The organism is Streptomyces sp. NPDC017202 (assembly GCF_044331705.1).
Lineage (GTDB): Bacteria > Actinomycetota > Actinomycetes > Streptomycetales > Streptomycetaceae > Streptomyces.
The window spans coordinates 837,663-856,670 of sequence record NZ_JBIRNP010000001.1 but is presented as its reverse complement, the minus strand read 5'-3'; the positions used below and the strand labels follow the sequence as shown (position 1 = coordinate 856,670).

Here is a 19,008-nt window from a genome sequence, read left to right as displayed (position 1 = left end):
CCTCATGCCTACCCACTGCTCCGGCGCGCGACGAATCCGGTTCTTGGAACGTACGTACAACTATCGTTCACGCGTGCGAGTCACCTTGTCATGACTCTCCGCAGACCCAGACGAGCCGGACCCGGACGAACCGGACGCACCAGAGGGCTGGTCGCCACCGCCCTCGGCGCCGGCATCCTCCTCACCGGCGTGGCGGCCGCCACCCCGGCCGCGGCCGCCACCCCGACCGTCGCCTGCACGTCGGCCAAGGCCGGCCTCGCCGCCAAGCTGAAGAAGGACATCACCGCGGCGCTCGCCACCCGCAAGGGCACGGTCGCCGTCGGCCTCTACGACCGCAGCACCAACACCACCTGCACCCTGCGCGCCTCCACCGCCTTCGACTCGGCCAGCGTCGTCAAGGTCACCGTCCTGTCCGCACTGCTGTGGGACGCGCAGAAGCACAACAGGGCGCTGACCTCCCGTGAGAAGACCCTCGCCACGGCGATGATCACCAAGTCGGACAACGCCTCCACCTCCACCCTGTGGAAGCAGCTCGGCCTGACGAAGATCAGGGCCTTCCTCACGGCCGCCAAGATGACGCAGACCAAGCCGGGCGCCAACAACTACTGGGGCCTGACCCAGATCACCGTCACCGACGAACAGAAGCTGCTCAAGCTCCTCACGGCCAGGAACACCGTCCTCACCGACACCTCGCGCGCCTACGTCAACCAGCTGATGGCCCAGGTCGTCTCGTCGCAGCGCTGGGGCACCCCCTACGGACGGCCCGCCGGGGTCAGCTGGCACGTCAAGAACGGCTGGCTGTCGCGCGCCACCAACGGCTGGCGGGTGCACAGCGTCGGCACCTTCAAGGGCGGCGGCCACGACTACACCATCACCGTCCTCACTCACGGCAACAGCACGATGAGCTACGGCATCACCACCATCCAGGGCGTCGCCAAGGTCATCCACCGGGACCTCGCCGCCTCCTGAAGCACGAGGTTCCGGCGGGGCGTTGACGGCGTGTTCCACCGGCCGTCACCCGCACGCCCTACGGTGACCGTCATGCGCCTGCGAACCGTACTCGCCACCTTCACCGCCGGCCTGGCGGCGGCCATCTGCCCGGTCGCCGCCGGACCGGCGAACGCCGGGCAGAGCCACGCCTGTTCGGCCTCGGTCTCCCTCGACCGCTTCTCCGACGCCCTCGACAAGACGACGTACGACGGCACCTTCGTCGGCAACCTCTCCGCGCTCGCCCGGTCCCGCTCCGACGGGGGAACCCCCGCCGGCGCCCTCACGGCCCTGTCCGACCGCTCCGCCCTGTTCCGCCTCGACGCGAGGACCCTGCGGCCGACCGCGGTCGTCCCCCTCGCCGACGAGAACGGCGCCGCCCTGGACGCCGAGGGCCTGGTCGCCGACCGGGACGGCACCTTCCTGGTCACCTCCGAGACGGAGCCCTCCGTACGCCGGTACAGCCCCTCCGGCGCGATCCTCGACCGCCTCCCCGTCCCGGACCCGCTGCGGGTCGCCCCGGCCGGCCGCGCCGCCCCCAACGGCACCTTCGAGGGCCTGGCCCTGCTGCCCGGCGGCCGTACCCTGCTCGCGTCGATGGAGTACGCCCTCTCCGGCGACGCGGCCGGCACGCTCCGCTTCCAGACCTGGACGCGGCGCGGCGGCCACTTCGTGCTCGGAGCCCAGTACGCCTACCGCGCCGACACCGGGCTCGGCGTCCCCGAGGTCCAGGCGACCCCCGACGGCCGCCTCCTCGTCCTGGAGCGCGGCTTCACCGCGGGCGTCGGCAACACGGTCCGCCTCTACCTCGCCGACCCCCGCCGCGCCACGGACACCAGCGGTGTCGAGCACCTGACCGGCCAGGACGGCGTGCGCCCGATCACCAAGACCCTCCTGGCCGACCTCGTGACCTGCCCGTCACGGGGAGCGACCGCGAAGCAGCCCCAGCCGAACCCGCTCCTCGACAACATCGAGGGCATGGTGATCACGGGGCGCAGCGCGGGCGCGCTGAAGGTCCTGCTGGTCAGCGACGACAACCAGAACGCCGTACAGACCACCCGCCTCTACTTCCTGCGCGTCCGCAGCTGAGATTCCTGTCGGTACCGGGGGCGTGGTCTTGACGGCCGGGATGAACGCGGCCCGGCTCTCCGAAGGAGGAGGGCCGGGCCGGAGCGGCTGCCGTGTGCGGGCATGCCGGCTGCGTGGCTGCCGACGCCGTCGGGCACCCTTGCGACCGGCTCACCTGCGCCAGAGGACCTTCGCTCGCCGCTCGCTGCCGAATCCCAGGCCGTGGCGGTAGATCTCCGCCACCCAGTAGCGGCCGTCGTTGCCTCGTGCGAAGACTCCCGACTCGACGAGGAAGTCGGCGTCGGCCACGTCCAGCCCTACTTCTGCCAGTGAGAAAGGCACGGTCACGGGTTCGCGCACCTGCTGAAGCCGACTCAGCAGGTCGCCGATCTCCTGGCTTTCGTCCTGAATGGCACTGATCTTGATCGTGCTGCATTCGAGCAGGGCCTTGCGCATGGCACTCGGCACCAGCACACGGTCTTCCCAGGTGGTCTGGGGAATCGACTGACGTGCTGATTCGGCCAGGAACACCACGACATCCCTCGCCTGCACCTGGTCCTTGAAGTCTCCGAGCGCCGCGGGCACCCACAGGTGGGAGCGCGCCTCTTTGGACCTCTCCGTTCCCATCTTCCACCCCCATACCGGAATGAGGGCGTTCACCAGCGCATCGTAGGAGAGCTCCGCGATGTCGGACTCGGCCATCGCCGTGGGCAACGCGTCCGCATGCGCGGTGACCCAGAGCGCCAACCGCAGCGCCTCCTCCTTGTTCCAGCGCAGCGCATAGGGCTCGTAGCGTGCGAGCAGTTGCTCGCTGTTCTGGCGGACCGCTCGTTTCACGAGATCTCGGCGTACGAAGACGACAAGCCCGAGCGGGCGTCCGCGCAAGGAACGCAGCCAGGCAAGGACGTCGATCAGGAGTACACGCAGCGCAGTGCGCTTGACCTCCGTGTCCAGCGACTGCAGCAGGTCTTCGAGCCCGTCCATGACGAACACGGCTCGTGACCGCTTGCTGAGTTCCGTAAGCACGGATTCGGCGTCCAGCTCCCCCGTCAGCGGCGCTCCCGCAGCGATGGCCAGGCACTCCAGCCACAACTGTCGCCATCCGATGTCGTCTCCCGCATCGAGGGTGGAAAGACCCTTCCTCAACCGGTCCTTGATCTGCTGGGAAGTCCCTGCTGCTTCTGACGGCGCACTGTGCGTGGCGGCGAACGCGTCCCTGAGGTCCTGGGTCGTCAGATCGTCGTTCTCGAGGTTGTCCGACTCCAGTACCGGGACTACGGGCAGTACCAGTCGGACGTCCTTGACGCCGGACTGTTCAGCGAACGCGTTCCACGTCCTTGCCGCACATGCCTTCGCATACATGAACGTCTTGCCCGCACCCTTGGCGCCGACGACGAGGGCCAAGGGAGGTTCCGTGCGGTGGTCCCCGAGCAGTCTGCGCAAGGGGTCGGTTGCGAGGAAGCCGCTGGCTGATGACATGCCTTTTCGCTCGGCGTAGATGAGCGGTTGCGCGGTCTCCGCGAGCCGCTTGCGGAGCGTTGAATAGTCGACATGTTCCCGGTCGCCGTCCGCGTCCGCCAATGGGGAGGAGACGGGGGCAGGCACGATTGATTCCAGGACTTCGGACACTTTGCAGCTTTCCAGCACTCGCAACACCGCGTCCCAGGAGGAGGGAAGCGCCAGCAGCTCCTCTCGGAAGGGGCTGAGCAAGGGCTGGGACAAGACGTCGGCGTCCACTTCGCCCGTGTCGTCCGGGTCGGTTTCTGTGCTGCCGTCCGGCGGCCTCAGTGACGAGAGCAGCGCACTGCTCAGCTCGGCTCGTGCCTGTTCGGCCTGTGCTTCATGGACGTCCTGCCGGTATTGCGTGACGATCACGGAACTGGCCGGGTCCGTGCCCCGCAGAGCCGGCGCACGGCGCCCCAATTGCTTCAGCAGGGTCTTCGTGCCCTCGAGGGACTGGTGGCTGAGCGTGGTGACAAAGACGCGTTGCACTCGCGGGTCGAGGAGAACGGGAGCGGACAGCTCGGAGGCTCCGGCTCGCAGATCCACGACAACGGTGTCTGCACCAGTGCGTGCGGCGAGTGCGGCGAGGGCCTCGGTCAGAAAGTACGGAGAGCGCCCAGGCGTCAAAAGGTCCGCAGGCTCGATGCGCGGCGGGCCCAGGTGGTCCCTCCTGCTCGTAGGGACCACGGTCACCCGGCCCCCACTCGCGAACCGTCCGACCTGCTGATTCGGCAGGTAGGCGGCCGCGATTTCCACGGCCGCGGACCAGCCGCCGTCCTCGGACCCCTGCAACAGGGCGAGCAGGTCTTCGTAGGAGAAGTCGAGCTGTCCGCCCTGGGCCTTGTGCATCCAGGTGATTCCGGGCGCCTCGAGGTCGGAGTCGACCAGCAGGACGCTGCCGCCCCTACGCGCGATCGTGTCGGCCATGGCGACCGCGTGCACGGTGCGTCCCACTCCGCCTTTGAAGGAGTGGAAGGCCAGGATCTGCACGTCACCGGGGAATCGCTCGGTCGAAGGGCGTTCCAGCGCGTGCGCCAACTGCGGGGTGATGTGCTTCTCGCGCAGCAGCGGCAGGCGGCGCGGCTGATCCGAGCTCTCCGGCTCGGGGCTGAGGATGACGGGGATGCCGGTGAAGTCCGGCGTCCGCGGGTCGTCGAGCCGGAGCATGAGGGTGCTGTCATGCCACTCCGTCGATCCTGTGCCGAAGGCCTCGTCCAGCCAGTGCTTCGCCGTCTCGGCTTCCGTACCGTCGGAGACGACGAGTTCCAGGCCGTCCCACCAGCCGTCCGCCGCACGGAGCCACTCGGGCCAGCGGCCGGCAGCGGCAAGAGCCGTCAGGTGATCGTCCACGTCCACCCAGGTGAACAGATGCTCCGGGGGCGTCAGCCCTTCCAGGTCGGTCAATCCGGCCACGGCCTCGTACTCTCCTAGCCTCAGTCCCGCTCGCACCACTTGATCAGCGCCCGGAGGGCTTCCTTCGCTTCTTTCTCGTCCGTCCCGTCAAGCTTTGCACCATAGCGCCACGCCTGGTGCAGGTCCGCCAGGGCGACGGACGCGCCCGCGGGAGTGTGCAGGCGACAGCTTCGAAGCCGGCTGAGCAAGTCGTCCAGGGTGCGGGGAAGTCTTAGATCCTTGGCCAGCTTGCGAAGGTCGTGCGTGGGTTCCAGTGCCGCTGTGTCGCGAAGCCCTCTGCGGAAGAGGAGCCTTTCCTTCAGGCCGCATTCGGCGGCGTAGAACAACAGGAGACCCACGGTGGCCGCGTCCTCCCCCTTCCCGTGCACCTCCACCGACTCCGCCGAGACCGTCAGCTCATCTCGTCTCTTCTTGAGCGCCTTGGCCCCCACCTGAAGCACCATGTGCGCATCCTTGCAGAGTTCACCGAAGGCCATGAGCCGTCGAGTTCTCACCGGTCGCCTTTTCGCCACACCGACTCGGCGACGCCGCAAGCACGGCCCGGTCCGCAGACGAGAGCGGGGCGAGGGCAACCAGAACGCGGTGCCGATGTGAGGCTCCGCGGCGCGGCCCCGACGGCGCCGAACCCGAAAACGCCCGGAACCCGCGGAGCGGATTGTTGCGGAGGGATGAAATCCGCTTCCTGTCACGTTGGTGCCTTCTGGAAGATCAGGTCTGACGGAAGGCACCGGTGTGGCTGCGCAACGGGGATGGGCACGGCGACTGGCGAGCTATGCGTGGCGCCATCCGGCGGACGTGGTCCTCGCCCTCGGCTCCTCCCTCGGCGGCATGGCCGTCATGGCGCTGGTCCCGCTCGTCACCAAGGTGATCATCGACGACGTGATCGGCGACCACAGCCGTGACATGGCGCCCTGGGCGGGTGCCCTGATCGGCGCGGCCGTGATCGTCTACGTCCTCACCTACGTCCGCCGCTACTACGGCGGCCGGCTCGCCCTCGACGTCCAGCACGACCTGCGGACCGAGATGTACGCGACGATCACCCGGCTCGACGGCCGCCGCCAGGACGAGCTGTCCACCGGACAGGTCGTCGGCCGGGCGACCAGCGACCTCCAGCTCATCCAGGGCCTGCTCTTCATGCTCCCGATGACCATCGGGAACATCCTGCTGTTCCTGATCTCCCTGGGGATCATGGCCTGGCTGTCGCCGCCGCTCACCCTGGTCGCGCTGGCCGTGGCCCCCGCCCTGTGGGTGATCGCCAGACGCAGCCGCACCCGGCTGCACCCGGCCACCTGGTACGCGCAGGCGCAGGCCGCCGCCGTCGCGGGCGTGGTCGACGGCGCCGTCACCGGCGTCCGGGTGGTGAAGGGCTTCGGGCAGGAGGAGCAGGAGACCGGCAAGCTGCGCGAGGTCGGCCGACGGCTCTACGCCGGCCGGCTGCGCACGATCCGCTTCAACGCGCGGTACACCCCGGCCCTGCAGTCCGTCCCCGCGCTCGGGCAGGTCGCGATGCTCGCGGTGGGCGGCTGGCTGGCCGTGCACGGGCACATCACCCTCGGCACCTTCGTCGCCTTCTCCACCTACCTGGCGCAGCTCGTCGGCCCGGTCCGCATGCTCGCCGTGGTCCTCACCGTCGCCCAGCAGGCCCGCGCGGGCACCGAACGCGTCCTGGAGCTGATCGACACCGAGCCGTCGATGAAGGACGGCACCAAGGTGCTGCCCGCCGACGCGCCCGCGACCGTCGAGTTCGACGACGTGTCCTTCGGATACGGCGACCGCCCGGTGCTGGACGGGCTCAGCTTCGAGATCCGCGCCGGCGAGACCCTCGCCGTCGTCGGCTCCTCCGGCTCCGGCAAGTCCACGGTCTCCCTGCTGCTGCCCCGCTTCTACGACGTCACCCGCGGCGCCGTCCTCGTCGGCGGCCACGACGTGCGCGAGCTGACCCAGGACTCGCTGCGGGCCGCGATCGGCCTGGTGCCGGAGGACTCCTTCCTGTTCTCCGACACGGTCCGCGCCAACATCGCCTACGGCCGTCCCGACGCCACCGACGAGGAGATCGAGGCCGCCGCCCGCGCCGCCCAGGCCGACCGGTTCATCGCCGAGCTGCCCGAGGGCTACGCCACCAAGGTCGGCGAGCACGGCCTCACCCTCTCCGGCGGCCAGCGCCAGCGCGTCGCGCTCGCCCGCGCGATCCTCACCGACCCGCGGCTGCTCGTCCTCGACGACGCCACCTCGGCGGTGGACGCGCGCGTGGAGCACGAGATCCACGAGGCTCTGAAGCACGTCATGGAGGGCCGCACCACCCTCCTCATCGCGCACCGACGCTCCACCCTCAACCTCGCCGACCGCATCGCCGTCCTCGACGGCGGCCGGCTCGCCGACCTCGGCACCCACGAGGAGCTCCAGGAGCGCTCGGCCCTCTACCGCCGCCTGCTCACCGACCCGGACGAGCTGGGCGGGGTCTCGCCCGGCCACGCCCGCCCCGCCGAGCCCGGCGAGGACACGTCGGTGCGGGACGAGCTGGACGCCGAGTTCGACGCCGAGCGCGGGGTCACCCCCCGGCTGTGGACGGGCGACCGCGAGCGCAAGGACACCGCGCTCGCCGGTACGCCCGCCACGCCCGAGCTGCTCGCACAGGTGGAGGCGCTGCCCCCGGCGACCGACGTCCCGGACGTCGACGAGGCCCGCGCGGTGGCCGCCGAGGACTCCTACGGTCTGCGCCGGCTGCTGCGGGGCTTCGGGCTGCCGCTGCTGATCAGCCTCGGCCTGGTCGCCGTGGACGCCGGCACGGGCCTGCTGCTGCCGGTGATGATCCGGCACGGCATCGACGACGGCGTCACCCGGATGGCCGTGGGCGCCGTCTGGGCCGCCTCCCTGCTCGCGCTGCTCGCCGTGCTCGCCCAGTGGGCCGCGCAGACCGCCGAGATCCGGATGACCGGCCGCACCGGCGAACGCGTCCTGTACGCCCTGCGCCTGAAGATCTTCGCCCAGCTCCAGCGGCTCGGCCTCGACTACTACGAGCGCGAGCTGACCGGCCGGATCATGACGAGGATGACGACGGACGTCGACGCGCTGTCGACGTTCCTGCAGACCGGCCTGGTCACCGCGTTCGTCTCGGTCGTCACCTTCTTCGGCATCATGGCGGCCCTGCTGGTGCTCGACGTGCAGCTGGCCCTGGTCGTCTTCACCACCCTGCCGCCGCTGGTCGTCGCCACCTTCTTCTTCCGCCGGGCCAGCGTGAAGGCGTACGAACTCGCCCGCGAGCGGGTGTCGGCGGTCAACGCCGACCTCCAGGAGTCGGTCGCCGGACTGCGGATCGTGCAGGCCTTCCGGCGCGAGCACGACGGCGGGGCGCGGTTCGCGGAGCGCAGCGACGGCTACCGCCGGGCCCGCATCCGCGGCCAGTGGCTGATCTCGGTCTACTTCCCCTTCGTCCAGCTGCTGTCCTCGGCCGCCGCCGCGGCCGTCCTGATCGTGGGCGCGCACCGGGTGGACGCGGCGACGCTGACGACCGGCGCGCTGGTGGCGTACCTGCTCTACATCGACCTGTTCTTCGCCCCCGTCCAGCAGCTCTCCCAGGTCTTCGACGGCTACCAGCAGGCCACGGTCTCGCTGGGCCGCATCCAGGAACTCCTGCGGGAGCCCACCTCCACGCAGGCCGCCGAGGAACCCCTCGGCGTCGACGCGCTGCGCGGCGAGATCACCTTCGAGGACGTCCACTTCACCTACGGCGACAACGAGGAGGCCCTGACCGGCATCGCGTTGCACGTCCCCGCCGGCCAGACCGTCGCGTTCGTCGGCGAGACCGGCGCCGGCAAGTCGACCCTGGTGAAGCTGGTCGCCCGGTTCTACGACCCGACGAGCGGCCGGGTGCTGGTCGACGGCACGGACCTGCGCACCCTCGACCTCACCGCGTACCGCCACCGGCTGGGCGTCGTCCCGCAGGAGGCGTACCTCTTCCCCGGCACCGTCCGCGACGCCATCGCCTACGGCCGCCCCGACGCCACCGACGCCGAGGTGGAGGCGGCGGCGCGGGCGGTCGGCGCGCACGAGATGATCGCCACCCTGGACGGCGGCTACCTCCACGAGGTCGCCGAGCGCGGCCGCAACCTCTCCGCCGGGCAGCGGCAGCTGATCGCGCTGGCCCGCGCCGAGCTGGTCGACCCGGACGTCCTGCTCCTCGACGAGGCGACGGCCGCCCTGGACCTGGCCACGGAGGCCCAGGTCAACCAGGCCACCGACCGCGTCGCGGGCCGCCGTACGACCCTGGTGGTGGCCCACCGCCTGACCACGGCGGCCCGCGCGGACCGGGTCGTCGTCATGGACCACGGACGGGTCGCCGAGGACGGCACGCACGAGGAACTGCTCGCGCGGGGCGGGCGGTACGCCGAGCTGTGGCGGGCGTTCGTCGGCGAGGCGGAACCGGAGGAGCCGGTCGGCGCGTCCCGCTGACGGTCGCGCAACCATCCACCCCGCGCCCTGCGTCCGTACACCTGTACGGCCGTGGGTGCGGCGGACGGGGGAGGGGTCGACGACCGTGGACAGTGGTGCGATACGCCGACGGCTGGGGGCGGGGCTGGCCGTGCTGACCGCGTCCCTGCTGTTCGCGGTGGCGGCGCCGGGCAGCGCCCAGGCCGCGCCCTCCGCCTGCGCGGGCCGCCAGGTGCGGATGCTGCCCTTCTCCACCGGCTCCGTCTTCGTCTACAAGAACGGCGGCCGGGTCTGCGCCGTGACCGTGCAGAAGCACCCCGGCACGAAGCGGACGGTGTCGGTCGGCGTGCAGGCGCGCGGCCACGTCGCCGTGCGCAAGTCGCGCAAGCATGCCCGCAGTTCGCCGCCCGTGGAGGTCTACGCCGGACACCGCTGCGTGCGGGTGTCGGGCTCGGTGGGCAGCGGGACGTACACCTCCGGCTGGATCCTGTGCTGACCGGCACCGGCACCGGCACCGGCCGACCGGCGCCTTCCTGCCGTCACATCCCGGCAGATATGCGCACCACTTGCCAATCCCCTCTGGTGTGACGGGTGTTGCTCCGATAGCTTCCGGCGCACATCTGTCTCACAGGGAGGGTGCACGCGCATGCGCAAGGCGCTCAGATGGCTGCTGGCGTTCACCGTGCTCATCGGCACGCTGACCACGGCCGGGGCAGCTACCGCTGCCGAGCCGGAAGCGGACATCAAAGACCGGCTCCTCTCCGTACCCGGCATGAGCCTGGTCCAGGAGAAGCCGTACCCCGGCTACCGCTACTTCGTCCTGAACTACACCCAGCCGGTGGACCACCGGCACCCCTCCAAGGGCACGTTCCAGCAGCGGATCACCGTGCTGCACAAGGACGTCAGCCGACCGACGGTCTTCTACACCGGCGGCTACAGCGTCTCCACCACCCCCAGCCGCCGCGAGCCCACCCAGATCGTGGACGGCAACCAGGTCTCCATGGAGTACCGCTTCTTCACACCCTCCCGCCCCGACCCCGCCGACTGGTCCAAGCTGGACATCTGGCAGGCCGCGAGCGACCAGCACCGCATCTTCCGGGCGCTGAAGGCGATCTACCCGCAGAACTGGATCTCCACGGGCGGCTCCAAGGGCGGCATGACGGCCACCTACTACGAGCGCTTCTACCCGCGTGACATGGACGGCGTCGTCGCGTACGTCGCCCCCAACGACGTGGTGAACGACGAGGACTCGGCCTACGACCGCTTCTTCGCGACCGTCGGCACCAAGGAGTGCCGCGACCGCCTGAACGCCGTGCAGCGCGAGGCCCTGGTGCGCCGCGAGGCACTGGAGAAGACGTACGAGGCCTACGCCGCCGAGAACGGCTACACCTTCACCACCATCGGCAGCCTGGACCGCGCCTACGAGGCCGTCGTCCTCGACTACGTCTGGGGCTTCTGGCAGTACAGCCTGCTGTCCGACTGCGACACGATCCCCGCCGACGCGAAGAACGCGACCGACGACGAGATCTGGACCTCGATCGACACGATCTCCGGGTTCTCCTTCTACACCGACCAGGGCCTGTCGCCGTACACCCCGTACTACTACCAGGCGGGCACCCAGCTCGGCGCGCCCACCATCCACTTCCCGCACATCGAGAAGAAGTACGTCCGCTACGGCTACCAGCCCCCGCGCAACTTCGTCCCCCGGGACATCTCCATGAAGTTCCAGCCGTCGGCGATGCGCGACGTCGACACGTGGGTGAAGCACAACGCCCGCCACATGCTGTTCGTCTACGGCCAGAACGACCCGTGGGGCGCCGAGCGGTTCCGCCTCGGCAAGGGCGCGAAGGACTCCTACGTCCTCACCGCGCCCGGCCTGAACCACGGCGCGAACGTGGCCGGCCTCGTCGCCGACGAGAAGGCCCTCGCCACGGCCCGCATCCTGGACTGGGCGGGCGTCGCCCCGGCCGCCGTCCAGGAGAACGCCGCCGCGGCCAGGCCGCTGGCGAGGTTCGACGCGAAGCTGGACGTGCGGCACGTGGAGCGCGAGCCGGCGCTGCGCCCGTAGTCCCCGCTCGGCCCGCCACGACGGCCGGCCGGCTTCCCCGCCGGCCGGCCGTCGTGCCGTTTCATCCCTTTTCGTCCCGCGGACCGTGTCAGTAGGCGAGGCCGTGTCCGATCGGGTACAGCACCCGCGTCGGGTCGTCCGCGCGCTGCACCGGTACCGGCAGCCGGCCCCGCGGCTCCAGGGCTCCCGCGATCACCCGTGCGGCGGCCCGCAGTTCGACGTCGGTCCACGAGTAGGACGCCAGGTACGCCTTCACGGACGGCAGCTGGGCCACGTCGTACGGATTGCGGACCGCCACCGCGACCACCGGGCGTCCGGTGGCCAGGAGTTGCTCGACGAGCGTCTTCTGCGGGCTCGTCGCGGTGACGTTGTACGTCGCCACCACCACCGCGTCCGTGTCGCCCGCCGCCGTCACCGCACGCGCGATCACCGCCGCGGACGGGGCCGTGCCCGTGGACAGCGCCGTCGCCGTGAACCCCCGTTCGGAGAGGGCGGCGGCGAGGACCCCGGTGGGCGGGCCCGTGGTGCCCGAGGGGGACGCCGGGTCCGCGCCCACGACCAGCAGCCGCCGGTGCGCGCGCGGCGACAGCGGCAGCACCGGACCCTCGTTGACCAGCAGGGTCGTCGTCCGCCCCGCGATCCGGTCGGCCGTCGCGAGGTGCGCCCTCGTGCCCACCGTCCGCCCCACCCGGTCCCGGTCGACGTACGGGTCGGCGAGCAGGCCGAGGCGGTCCTTCAGCCGCAGGATCCGCAGGACCGACTCCTCCAGCCGCGCCTCCGTCAGCTCCCCGTCCCGCACGGCCCGCAGCACGGCGTTCCAGGCGACGTCCAGCTTCGGCGGGTTGAGGAGCTGGTCGACGCCCGCCTTCAGCGCCAGCACCGGCACCCGGTCGTCCCCGTACTTCGTCCGTACGCCCGCCATGTCGAGCGCGTCGGTGACCACGACCCCGTCGTAGCCGAGGTGTTCGCGCAGCAGGCCGGTCACGATCGGACGGGAGAGGGTCGCCGGGTCGCCCGAGTCGTCCAGGGCCGGGACCAGGATGTGCGCGGTCATGATCGAGTCGACGCCGGCCGCGATCGCCGCCCGGAACGGCACCGCGTCCAGCGCCTCCCACACCTCGCGCGTGTGCGTGATGACGGGGAAGCCGTAGTGGCTGTCGACGGCGGTGTCGCCGTGCCCGGGGAAGTGCTTGGCGGTCGCCGCCACCCCGGCCGCGCGGTAGCCGCGGATCTCCGCCGCGGCCAGTTCCGCCACCGCCTGCGGGTCCGCGCCGAACGAGCGGACGCCGATGACCGGGTTGGCCGGGTTCACGTTCACGTCGGCGACGGGGGAGTAGTCCTGCCGGACGCCCATCGCCCGCAGTTCGGCGCCCGCGACACGGCCGAGGGTGCGGGCGTCGGACCGCGACCCCCCGGCGCCGATCGCCATCGCGCCCGGGAACAGGGTGGCCGGCCGGCCCACGCGCGCGACGGCGCCGTGCTCCTGATCCGTGGAGATCAGCACCGGCAGCCCGCGCGGCAGGCCGAGGGACGCCCGCTGGACGCCGTTGGACAGGTCCGCGATCCGGAGCGGGTCGCGGGTGTTGTGCGCCCACGTGAAGTAGATGATCCCGCCCACGCGGTAACGGGCGATCAGCTCGGCGGCGGTGCGCACGCCGAGTTCGGCGAGGTTGGCGTCGGCGTCGGCCGGGTCGGGGTCGGTCGCCGAGTGGCCGTACACCCGGGTGACGAAGACCTGGCCGACCTTCTCCTCCAGCGACATGCGGGAGATCAGCGCGCGCAGGCGCCGGTCGGTGCCGGCGTGCGCGGTGCCGCCGAGGGGGAGGGCGGTGGCCAGGGCGGTGGTGAGGCCGGCACCGGCGGCCAGGACGGTACGTCTGGAGGGCACGTGCGCTCCTTCCGGAGGCGATCCGGGGATGATCCAGCGGTCCAGCGGTCCAGCGGTCCAGCGGTCCAGCGGTCCTGTGGTCCAGCGGTCCAGCGGCCCTGTGGTCCAGCGGCCCTGTGGCCCTGTGGTCCAGCGGCCCTGTGGTCCGGTGGTCGATGGTCCGGTGGTCGGTGGTCCGGTGGTCGGTGGTCGGTGGTCCGCTGAAGGAAACTTCCGTCGCGCCAGCAGTAACCGGGAAGTTTCCGCCAGTCAAGGGAACGCGCGCGGTGCCGGCGGAGGGGCCGCCATCGGCGCAACGGAGGGGGCGCGCCGATGACGGCGGCTGCCGGCCCCGGTGCGGCGGAGAGGGTGGGCCGGCCGCGGTGGACACCTCGTCCACCCCTTGGACACCCCCACCCCCGACAGACCCCCGGCGGGATCATGCGGGGCATGGCCCTTGTCGACATTCCCGGTTCCAAGTCCATCACCGCCCGCGCCCTGTTCCTCGCCGCGGCCGCCGACGGGGTCACCACCCTCCGGCGGCCCCTGCGGTCGGACGACACCGAGGGATTCGCCGAGGGCCTCGTACGGCTCGGCTACCGCGTCGGCCGCACCCCGGACGCCTGGCAGGTCGACGGCCGCCCGCAGGGCCCCGCTGTCCGCGAAGCCGACGTGTACTGCCGGGACGGCGCCACCACCGCCCGCTTCCTGCCCACCCTGGCCGCCGCCGGCCACGGCACCTACCGCTTCGACGCCTCCCCCCAGATGCGCCGCAGGCCCCTGCTGCCGCTGACCCGCGCCCTGCGCGACCTGGGCGTGGACCTGCGGCACGAGGAGGCGGAGGGCCACCACCCGCTGACCGTCGCCGCGGCGGGGGTGGAGGGCGGGGACGTCGTCCTGGACGCCGGCCAGTCCTCCCAGTACCTGACCGCCCTGCTGCTGCTCGGCCCGCTCACCCGCACCGGCCTGCGCGTCACGGTCACCGACCTGGTCTCGGCGCCGTACGTGGAGATCACGCTCGCGATGATGCGGGCGTTCGGCGTGGAGGTGGTCCGCGAGGGCGACACGTACGTCGTCCCGCCGGGCGGCTACCGGGCGACGACGTACGCGATCGAGCCGGACGCGTCGACGGCGAGCTACTTCTTCGCGGCGGCCGCGGTGACCCCGGGCGCCGAGGTGACCGTGCCGGGTCTCGGCGCGGGCGCGCTCCAGGGCGACCTGGGCTTCGTGGAGGTCCTGCGCGCGATGGGCGCGCGGGTCACGGTCGGGGCGGACCGCACGACCGTGCGCGGCACCGGCGAACTCCGCGGCCTCACCGTGAACATGCGGGACGTCTCCGACACCATGCCGACCCTCGCCGCGATCGCCCCCTACGCCTCCGGCCCGGTCCGCATCGAGGACGTGGCCAACACGCGCGTGAAGGAGTGCGACCGCCTGGAGGCGTGCGCGCAGAACCTCCGCCGGCTGGGCGTGGAGGTGGCGACGGGCCCCGACTGGATCGAGATCCGCCCGGGTGCCGCGCCCGGCGGTGCCGAGATCACCTCCCACGGCGACCACCGCATCGTCATGTCCTTCGCGGTGACCGGCCTGCGCACGCCCGGAATATCGTTCGACGACCCGGAGTGCGTCCGCAAGACTTTCCCCGGTTTCCACGAGGCGTTCGCGCGGTTGAGGAAGGACATCGTCGGGTGACGTTCACCATGGAGGGGCCGGTCCTCGAGGGCGCGCTGGTACGCCTGGAGCCGCTGGAGCACCGGCACGCCGCCGGTCTGGCGGAGGCGGCGGAGGAGAACCGGGGGACGTACGCGTACACGTGGGTGCCGCGGGCCGGCGAGGTCGGCGACTACGTCGACGCCCAGCTCGCCCGCAAGGCCGAGGGCCTGCTCGCCCCCTACGCGCAGGTGTCCCCGGCCACCGGCCGGGTGATGGGCGCCACCGCCTACTGGGAGCCGCGTTCCTGGCGGTCCGACGACCGGCTCGACGCCGTCGAGGTCGGCTTCACCTGGCTGGCCCGTTCGGCGCAGGGCACGGGCGTCAACGCCGAGTCCAAGCTGCTCCTCTTCCGGCACGCCTTCGAGGTGTGGGGCGTGGCCCGCGTGGACCTGAGGACCGACGCCCGCAACAGCCGCTCCCGCGCGGCCGTCGAGAGCGTCGGAGGCCGCCTGGAGGGCGTCCTGCGCAACTGGTCCCGCTCCTGGGCCCCCGGCGAGGAGGACCGCCTCCGGGACACCGCGGTCTTCTCGATCACGGCCGACGAATGGCCCGAACGGCGGGCACGGCTGGAGGAGAGGGTCGCGGAGTTCCGCTCCCGCACGGCCTGATCCACCGCGGCCCGCTCCCGCGCGTGGCCTGACCTCGCGCCACTCGGCCGCGCGTGACCCGCCCCCGCCGGCCGCCGGGCGGCGCCCGGCTGTCCCGCCGGCCGAGACGGGCTGGACCCGCCGCCCCGCGCCCGGAAAAGATCGGGAACATGACCACGACGACCGGGCTCCGCCGCTCCTTCCTCGTCCTGCACGGCTGGCAGAACCACCGGCCCGCCGACCACTGGCAGCACTGGCTGGCCGACCGCCTGACCGAGCGCGGCCACGCCGTCGCCTACCCGCAGCTGCCCGATCCCGACGACCCCGCCCTGGAGGTCTGGCTCGGGGAGCTGGCCCGCCTGCTCGACGGCCTGGACGCCGGGCGCGAGCGGGTCGTCGTCGCGCACAGCCTGTCCGTCGTGCTGTGGCTGCAGGCCGTGGCCCGCGGCCTGCCCGGCCTCGACGCCGTCGACCGGGTCCTGCTGGTCGCGCCCCCGTCCGCCCCGGTCCTCGCCGGCCACCCCGAGGTCGCGGAGTTCGCCCTCCCCTCCCTCGACGGCCTGACCCTGCCCTGCCCGACCCGCCTGGTCGCCGGCGACGACGACCCGTACTGCCCGGAGGGTGTCCAGTCCGCGTACGGCACCCCGCTCGGCCTGACCGCCGAAGTCCTGCCCGGCGCCGCCCACCTGGACCTGGACGCGGGCTACGGCTCCTGGCCCTCGGTGCTGGAATGGTGCGAGAACGGCGACGCGCGGTTCACGGTCCGGCCGGGGCGGCCGTCGTAGAGCCGGGGGAGCCGGGGGAGCCGTCGGCGTCCGCCGCCCCGGCCACCGGCGAGGCCCCTGACCCGGGACGCTCCGCCCCCGTGTCCTGAGCCCCCGTGTCCTGCGGGTCCCCCACTTCCGCCCCGCCCCGCAGTTCCGGCGTCGTGGCGGCCACCGTCGTCACCGCCAGGAGACACATCAGGCCACCCGTGACCAGGGCGGTGGCGCCCGAGGACCAGCCGGCGGCGAGGCCACCGCGCAGGTTGCCCAGGTGCGGGCCCGCCTGCCCGACGATCGCCTCGGCCGCCGTCACCCGGCCCAGGAGCGCGTCGGGCGTACGGGTCTGGACGATGGTCGTACGGGACAGGACGGCCACGGCGTCCGCGGCGCCGGCCACCACCAGCACCCCGAGTCCCGCCCAGGCGCTGGTCGTCAGGCCGAACAGGGCGAGGGACACGCCCCACAGGGCGGAGGAGCACAGCATCACCGGCCCCGGCCGCGCCAGCCGGGTCACCGGCCCCGAGAAGGCGGTGGCGGTGACACCGCCGACGGCGAGCGCGGACAGGAACAGGCCCAGCGTGCGCGGGTCGCCGCCGAAGCGTTCCGCGTTGACCAGCGGGAAGAGACTGACCGGCATCGCCAGCACGGTCGCGGCCAGGTCCGTCAGCAGGGCGCCGCGCACCACCCGGTTGCCGGTCAGGAACCGCAGCCCGTCCAGCACGCCGTGCAGTCCGGGCCGGGACTTCCCGCCCTCGGGCGGCAGCGCGGGCAGGCCGAACGCGCCGTAGAAGGCCAGCCCGAAACTGAGGGCGTCCAGCAGGTAGCAGACGCCGATGCCCCACCAGCCGAGCACCACACCGGCGACGGCCGGGCCGAGCAGCATCATCGACTGCCCGGTCGCCTGGTTCAGCGCGAGCCCAGCGGCCACCTGGTCCCTGGGCAGCAGCCGCGGCACGAACACGCCGGCCGCGGGGCCCCCGACCGCTCCGAACGAGGCCTGCGCCGCGACCAGCGCCAGGACGAGCGGCACGGGCACGTGCCCGGTGAAGCCCTGCACGGCGAGCAGCAGCGAGCAGAGGGCCTGGCCGACGGTGGCGATCAGGTAGACGCGGCGCCGGTCGGCGCGGTCGACCCAGGCGCCGGCGAACAGCCCCACGCCGACCATCGGCAGTGCCTGCGCCAGCCCGACCGCACCGCTCCACACCGAACTGTGGGTCATGTCCCACACCTGGTACATGACGGTGACCATGGTCATGAAGCCGCCGAGCGTGGAGACGGTGCGCCCGATCAGCAGCCGACGGAAGACGGGGGAGGTGCGCAGGGGGCGGACGTCGAGGAAGGTCCGGCCGAGACTCATGACGCCGGGGGTGCGGCGGGCCGCACCACGGGCTGCGCTAGGGGTCGATACACGGCGCGGAGGCTAACCCGCGCCCGTGCCGGCCCGCCAGTCGTTTACCGGCCCGCCGACCGGGCGGCGGTCCCTTTCCGGTACCGGCCCGTCAACCGGGCGGCGGTCCCCTTCCGGTACCGGCCCGCCGACCGGGCGGCGGTCCCCTTCCGGTACCGGCCCGTCAACCGGGCGGCGGTCCCCTTCCGGTACCGGCCCGCCGACCGGGCGGCGCCCCTCCGGCCGTCTGCCCGCGCCCCTCACGCCGACTCGTTGAGCAGCCTCGCCAGGTGCTCCCGTCCGGCGTCCAGCAGCCCGGCCAGCGGCTCGGCGGCGTCGTACCACCGCTTCTCGTACTCCCAGCACAGCCAGCCGTCCCACCCGTGCCGGGACAGGACCTCCACGCACTCGGCGAGGGGCAGCACGCCGGCGCCCAGCGCCATCGGGGTGGTGTCCTCGACGGAGGCGATGTCCTTGACCTGCACGTATCCGAGATACGGCGCGAGCGCGGCGTAGGTGTCCTGCGGCTGCTCGCCGCCCAGCCAGGTGTGCATCACGTCCCACAGCGCACCCACCTGCCGGTGTCCGACCAGGCCGAGGACACGCATCGCGGCGGCGCCGGTGCGGTGCGAGTCGTGCGTCTCCAGCAGGATGCGCACGCCCAGGTCGGCGGCGTACTCGGCGGCGGTGCCCAGCCGCCCGGCGGCGACGGCGTCCGCCTCGGCGGGGTCCTGCCCGTCGGCGCCGCCGGGGAACACCCGGACGTGGGGGGCGCCGAGGTCGCGGGCGAGGGCGACGAGTGCGCGGATCTCGTCGAGCACCGGTTCGTCGTCCCCCGGAGCGGCCACGCGCGCGTAGCCCGCGATCCCGAGCACCTCGACCCCGGCCGCCCTGAACCCGTCGGCCACCTCGGCCCGTTCGGCCGGGCCGAGGCCCGGATGCACGGGCTCCTCGGGATGGGCGCGCAGCTCGACACCGTGGTACCCGTGCGCGGTCGCGAGCCGCAGCACGTCGGGGATCGGAAGACCGGGCACTCCGAGGGTGGAGAAGGCGAGCTTCATACCCTCGGACCCTACTCGCGGACGGCCCCGGCTACGACCGCTGCGCCCCGGACCTCCGTGGCCTCGCGCCCCGGACCTCCGTGGCCTCGCGCCCCGGACCTCCGTGGCCTCGCGCCCCGGACCTCCGTGGCCTCGCGCCCCGGACCTCCGTGGCCTCGCGAC

General features: G+C 72.4%; 13 protein-coding genes. 8 read left to right on the top strand and 5 right to left on the bottom strand.

The window, feature by feature from the left end; genetic code table 11:
- Positions 1 to 90 precede the first annotated feature (90 nt).
- Together ACH4N1_RS03585 and ACH4N1_RS03580 are read left to right on the top strand one after the other, a co-directional pair.
- Entirely contained in the window at positions 91 to 969 is an 879-nt protein-coding gene (locus ACH4N1_RS03585) for a serine hydrolase (RefSeq protein ID WP_398094217.1), read from the top strand.
- 72 nt (positions 970 to 1,041) lie between these two features.
- On the top strand, positions 1,042 to 2,076 hold the full coding sequence (locus ACH4N1_RS03580; protein WP_398094215.1) for an esterase-like activity of phytase family protein: 1,035 nt from the start codon (positions 1,042 to 1,044) through the stop codon (positions 2,074 to 2,076).
- A 150-nt stretch (positions 2,077 to 2,226) separates the two neighbouring features.
- Here ACH4N1_RS03580 and ACH4N1_RS03575 read toward each other — a convergent pair whose 3' ends face one another.
- Together ACH4N1_RS03575 and ACH4N1_RS03570 are read right to left on the bottom strand one after the other, a co-directional pair.
- Positions 2,227 to 4,971, bottom strand: a complete 2,745-nt coding sequence (locus ACH4N1_RS03575; protein WP_398094214.1) for a KGGVGR-motif variant AAA ATPase — start codon at positions 4,969 to 4,971, stop codon at positions 2,227 to 2,229.
- 20 nt (positions 4,972 to 4,991) lie between these two features.
- Positions 4,992 to 5,414, bottom strand: a complete 423-nt coding sequence (locus ACH4N1_RS03570) for a hypothetical protein (protein ID WP_398094213.1) — start codon at positions 5,412 to 5,414, stop codon at positions 4,992 to 4,994.
- 289 nt (positions 5,415 to 5,703) lie between these two features.
- Between ACH4N1_RS03570 and ACH4N1_RS03565 the strand changes: the two genes are divergently transcribed.
- The 3 genes from ACH4N1_RS03565 to ACH4N1_RS03555 all read left to right on the top strand — a co-directional run bounded on the left by ACH4N1_RS03565 (position 5,704) and on the right by ACH4N1_RS03555 (position 11,467).
- Complete coding sequence (locus tag ACH4N1_RS03565) at positions 5,704 to 9,420, top strand: ABC transporter ATP-binding protein (protein ID WP_398094212.1); 3,717 nt, start codon at positions 5,704 to 5,706, stop codon at positions 9,418 to 9,420.
- A gap of 85 nt (positions 9,421 to 9,505) precedes the next feature.
- Positions 9,506 to 9,895 carry a hypothetical protein gene (locus tag ACH4N1_RS03560; protein WP_398094210.1) on the top strand — a complete coding sequence of 130 codons (390 nt, stop codon included), beginning with the start codon at positions 9,506 to 9,508 and terminating at the stop codon, positions 9,893 to 9,895.
- Between the two features lie 150 nt (positions 9,896 to 10,045).
- Positions 10,046 to 11,467: a S28 family serine protease gene (locus tag ACH4N1_RS03555; RefSeq protein WP_398094208.1), complete on the top strand. Its 1,422-nt coding sequence runs from the start codon at positions 10,046 to 10,048 to the stop codon at positions 11,465 to 11,467.
- Between the two features lie 88 nt (positions 11,468 to 11,555).
- On the opposite strand, the gene ACH4N1_RS03550 is transcribed toward ACH4N1_RS03555, so the two are convergent.
- On the bottom strand, positions 11,556 to 13,355 hold the full coding sequence (locus ACH4N1_RS03550) for a glycoside hydrolase family 3 protein (RefSeq protein ID WP_398094206.1): 1,800 nt from the start codon (positions 13,353 to 13,355) through the stop codon (positions 11,556 to 11,558).
- A gap of 429 nt (positions 13,356 to 13,784) precedes the next feature.
- Between ACH4N1_RS03550 and aroA the strand changes: the two genes are divergently transcribed.
- The 3 genes from aroA to ACH4N1_RS03535 all read left to right on the top strand — a co-directional run bounded on the left by aroA (position 13,785) and on the right by ACH4N1_RS03535 (position 16,419).
- Positions 13,785 to 15,026 (top strand): 3-phosphoshikimate 1-carboxyvinyltransferase, encoded by a 1,242-nt coding sequence (gene aroA, locus ACH4N1_RS03545; RefSeq protein WP_398094204.1) that lies wholly within the window; start codon positions 13,785 to 13,787, stop codon positions 15,024 to 15,026.
- Positions 15,023 to 15,655 carry a GNAT family N-acetyltransferase gene (locus ACH4N1_RS03540; protein WP_398094203.1) on the top strand — a complete coding sequence of 211 codons (633 nt, stop codon included), beginning with the start codon at positions 15,023 to 15,025 and terminating at the stop codon, positions 15,653 to 15,655. The genes aroA and ACH4N1_RS03540 overlap by 4 nt, the downstream gene beginning before the upstream one ends.
- A 149-nt stretch (positions 15,656 to 15,804) precedes the next feature.
- Positions 15,805 to 16,419 (top strand): RBBP9/YdeN family alpha/beta hydrolase, encoded by a 615-nt coding sequence (locus ACH4N1_RS03535; protein WP_398094201.1) that lies wholly within the window; start codon positions 15,805 to 15,807, stop codon positions 16,417 to 16,419.
- Here the strand turns inward: ACH4N1_RS03535 and ACH4N1_RS03530 are convergent.
- Both ACH4N1_RS03530 and ACH4N1_RS03525 read right to left on the bottom strand, forming a co-directional pair.
- Positions 16,391 to 17,755 (bottom strand): MFS transporter, encoded by a 1,365-nt coding sequence (locus ACH4N1_RS03530; protein ID WP_398094199.1) that lies wholly within the window; start codon positions 17,753 to 17,755, stop codon positions 16,391 to 16,393. The genes ACH4N1_RS03535 and ACH4N1_RS03530 overlap by 29 nt on opposite strands.
- 290 nt (positions 17,756 to 18,045) lie before the next feature.
- Positions 18,046 to 18,846 (bottom strand): sugar phosphate isomerase/epimerase family protein, encoded by an 801-nt coding sequence (locus ACH4N1_RS03525; protein ID WP_398094198.1) that lies wholly within the window; start codon positions 18,844 to 18,846, stop codon positions 18,046 to 18,048.
- Between the last annotated feature and the right edge of the window lie 162 nt (positions 18,847 to 19,008).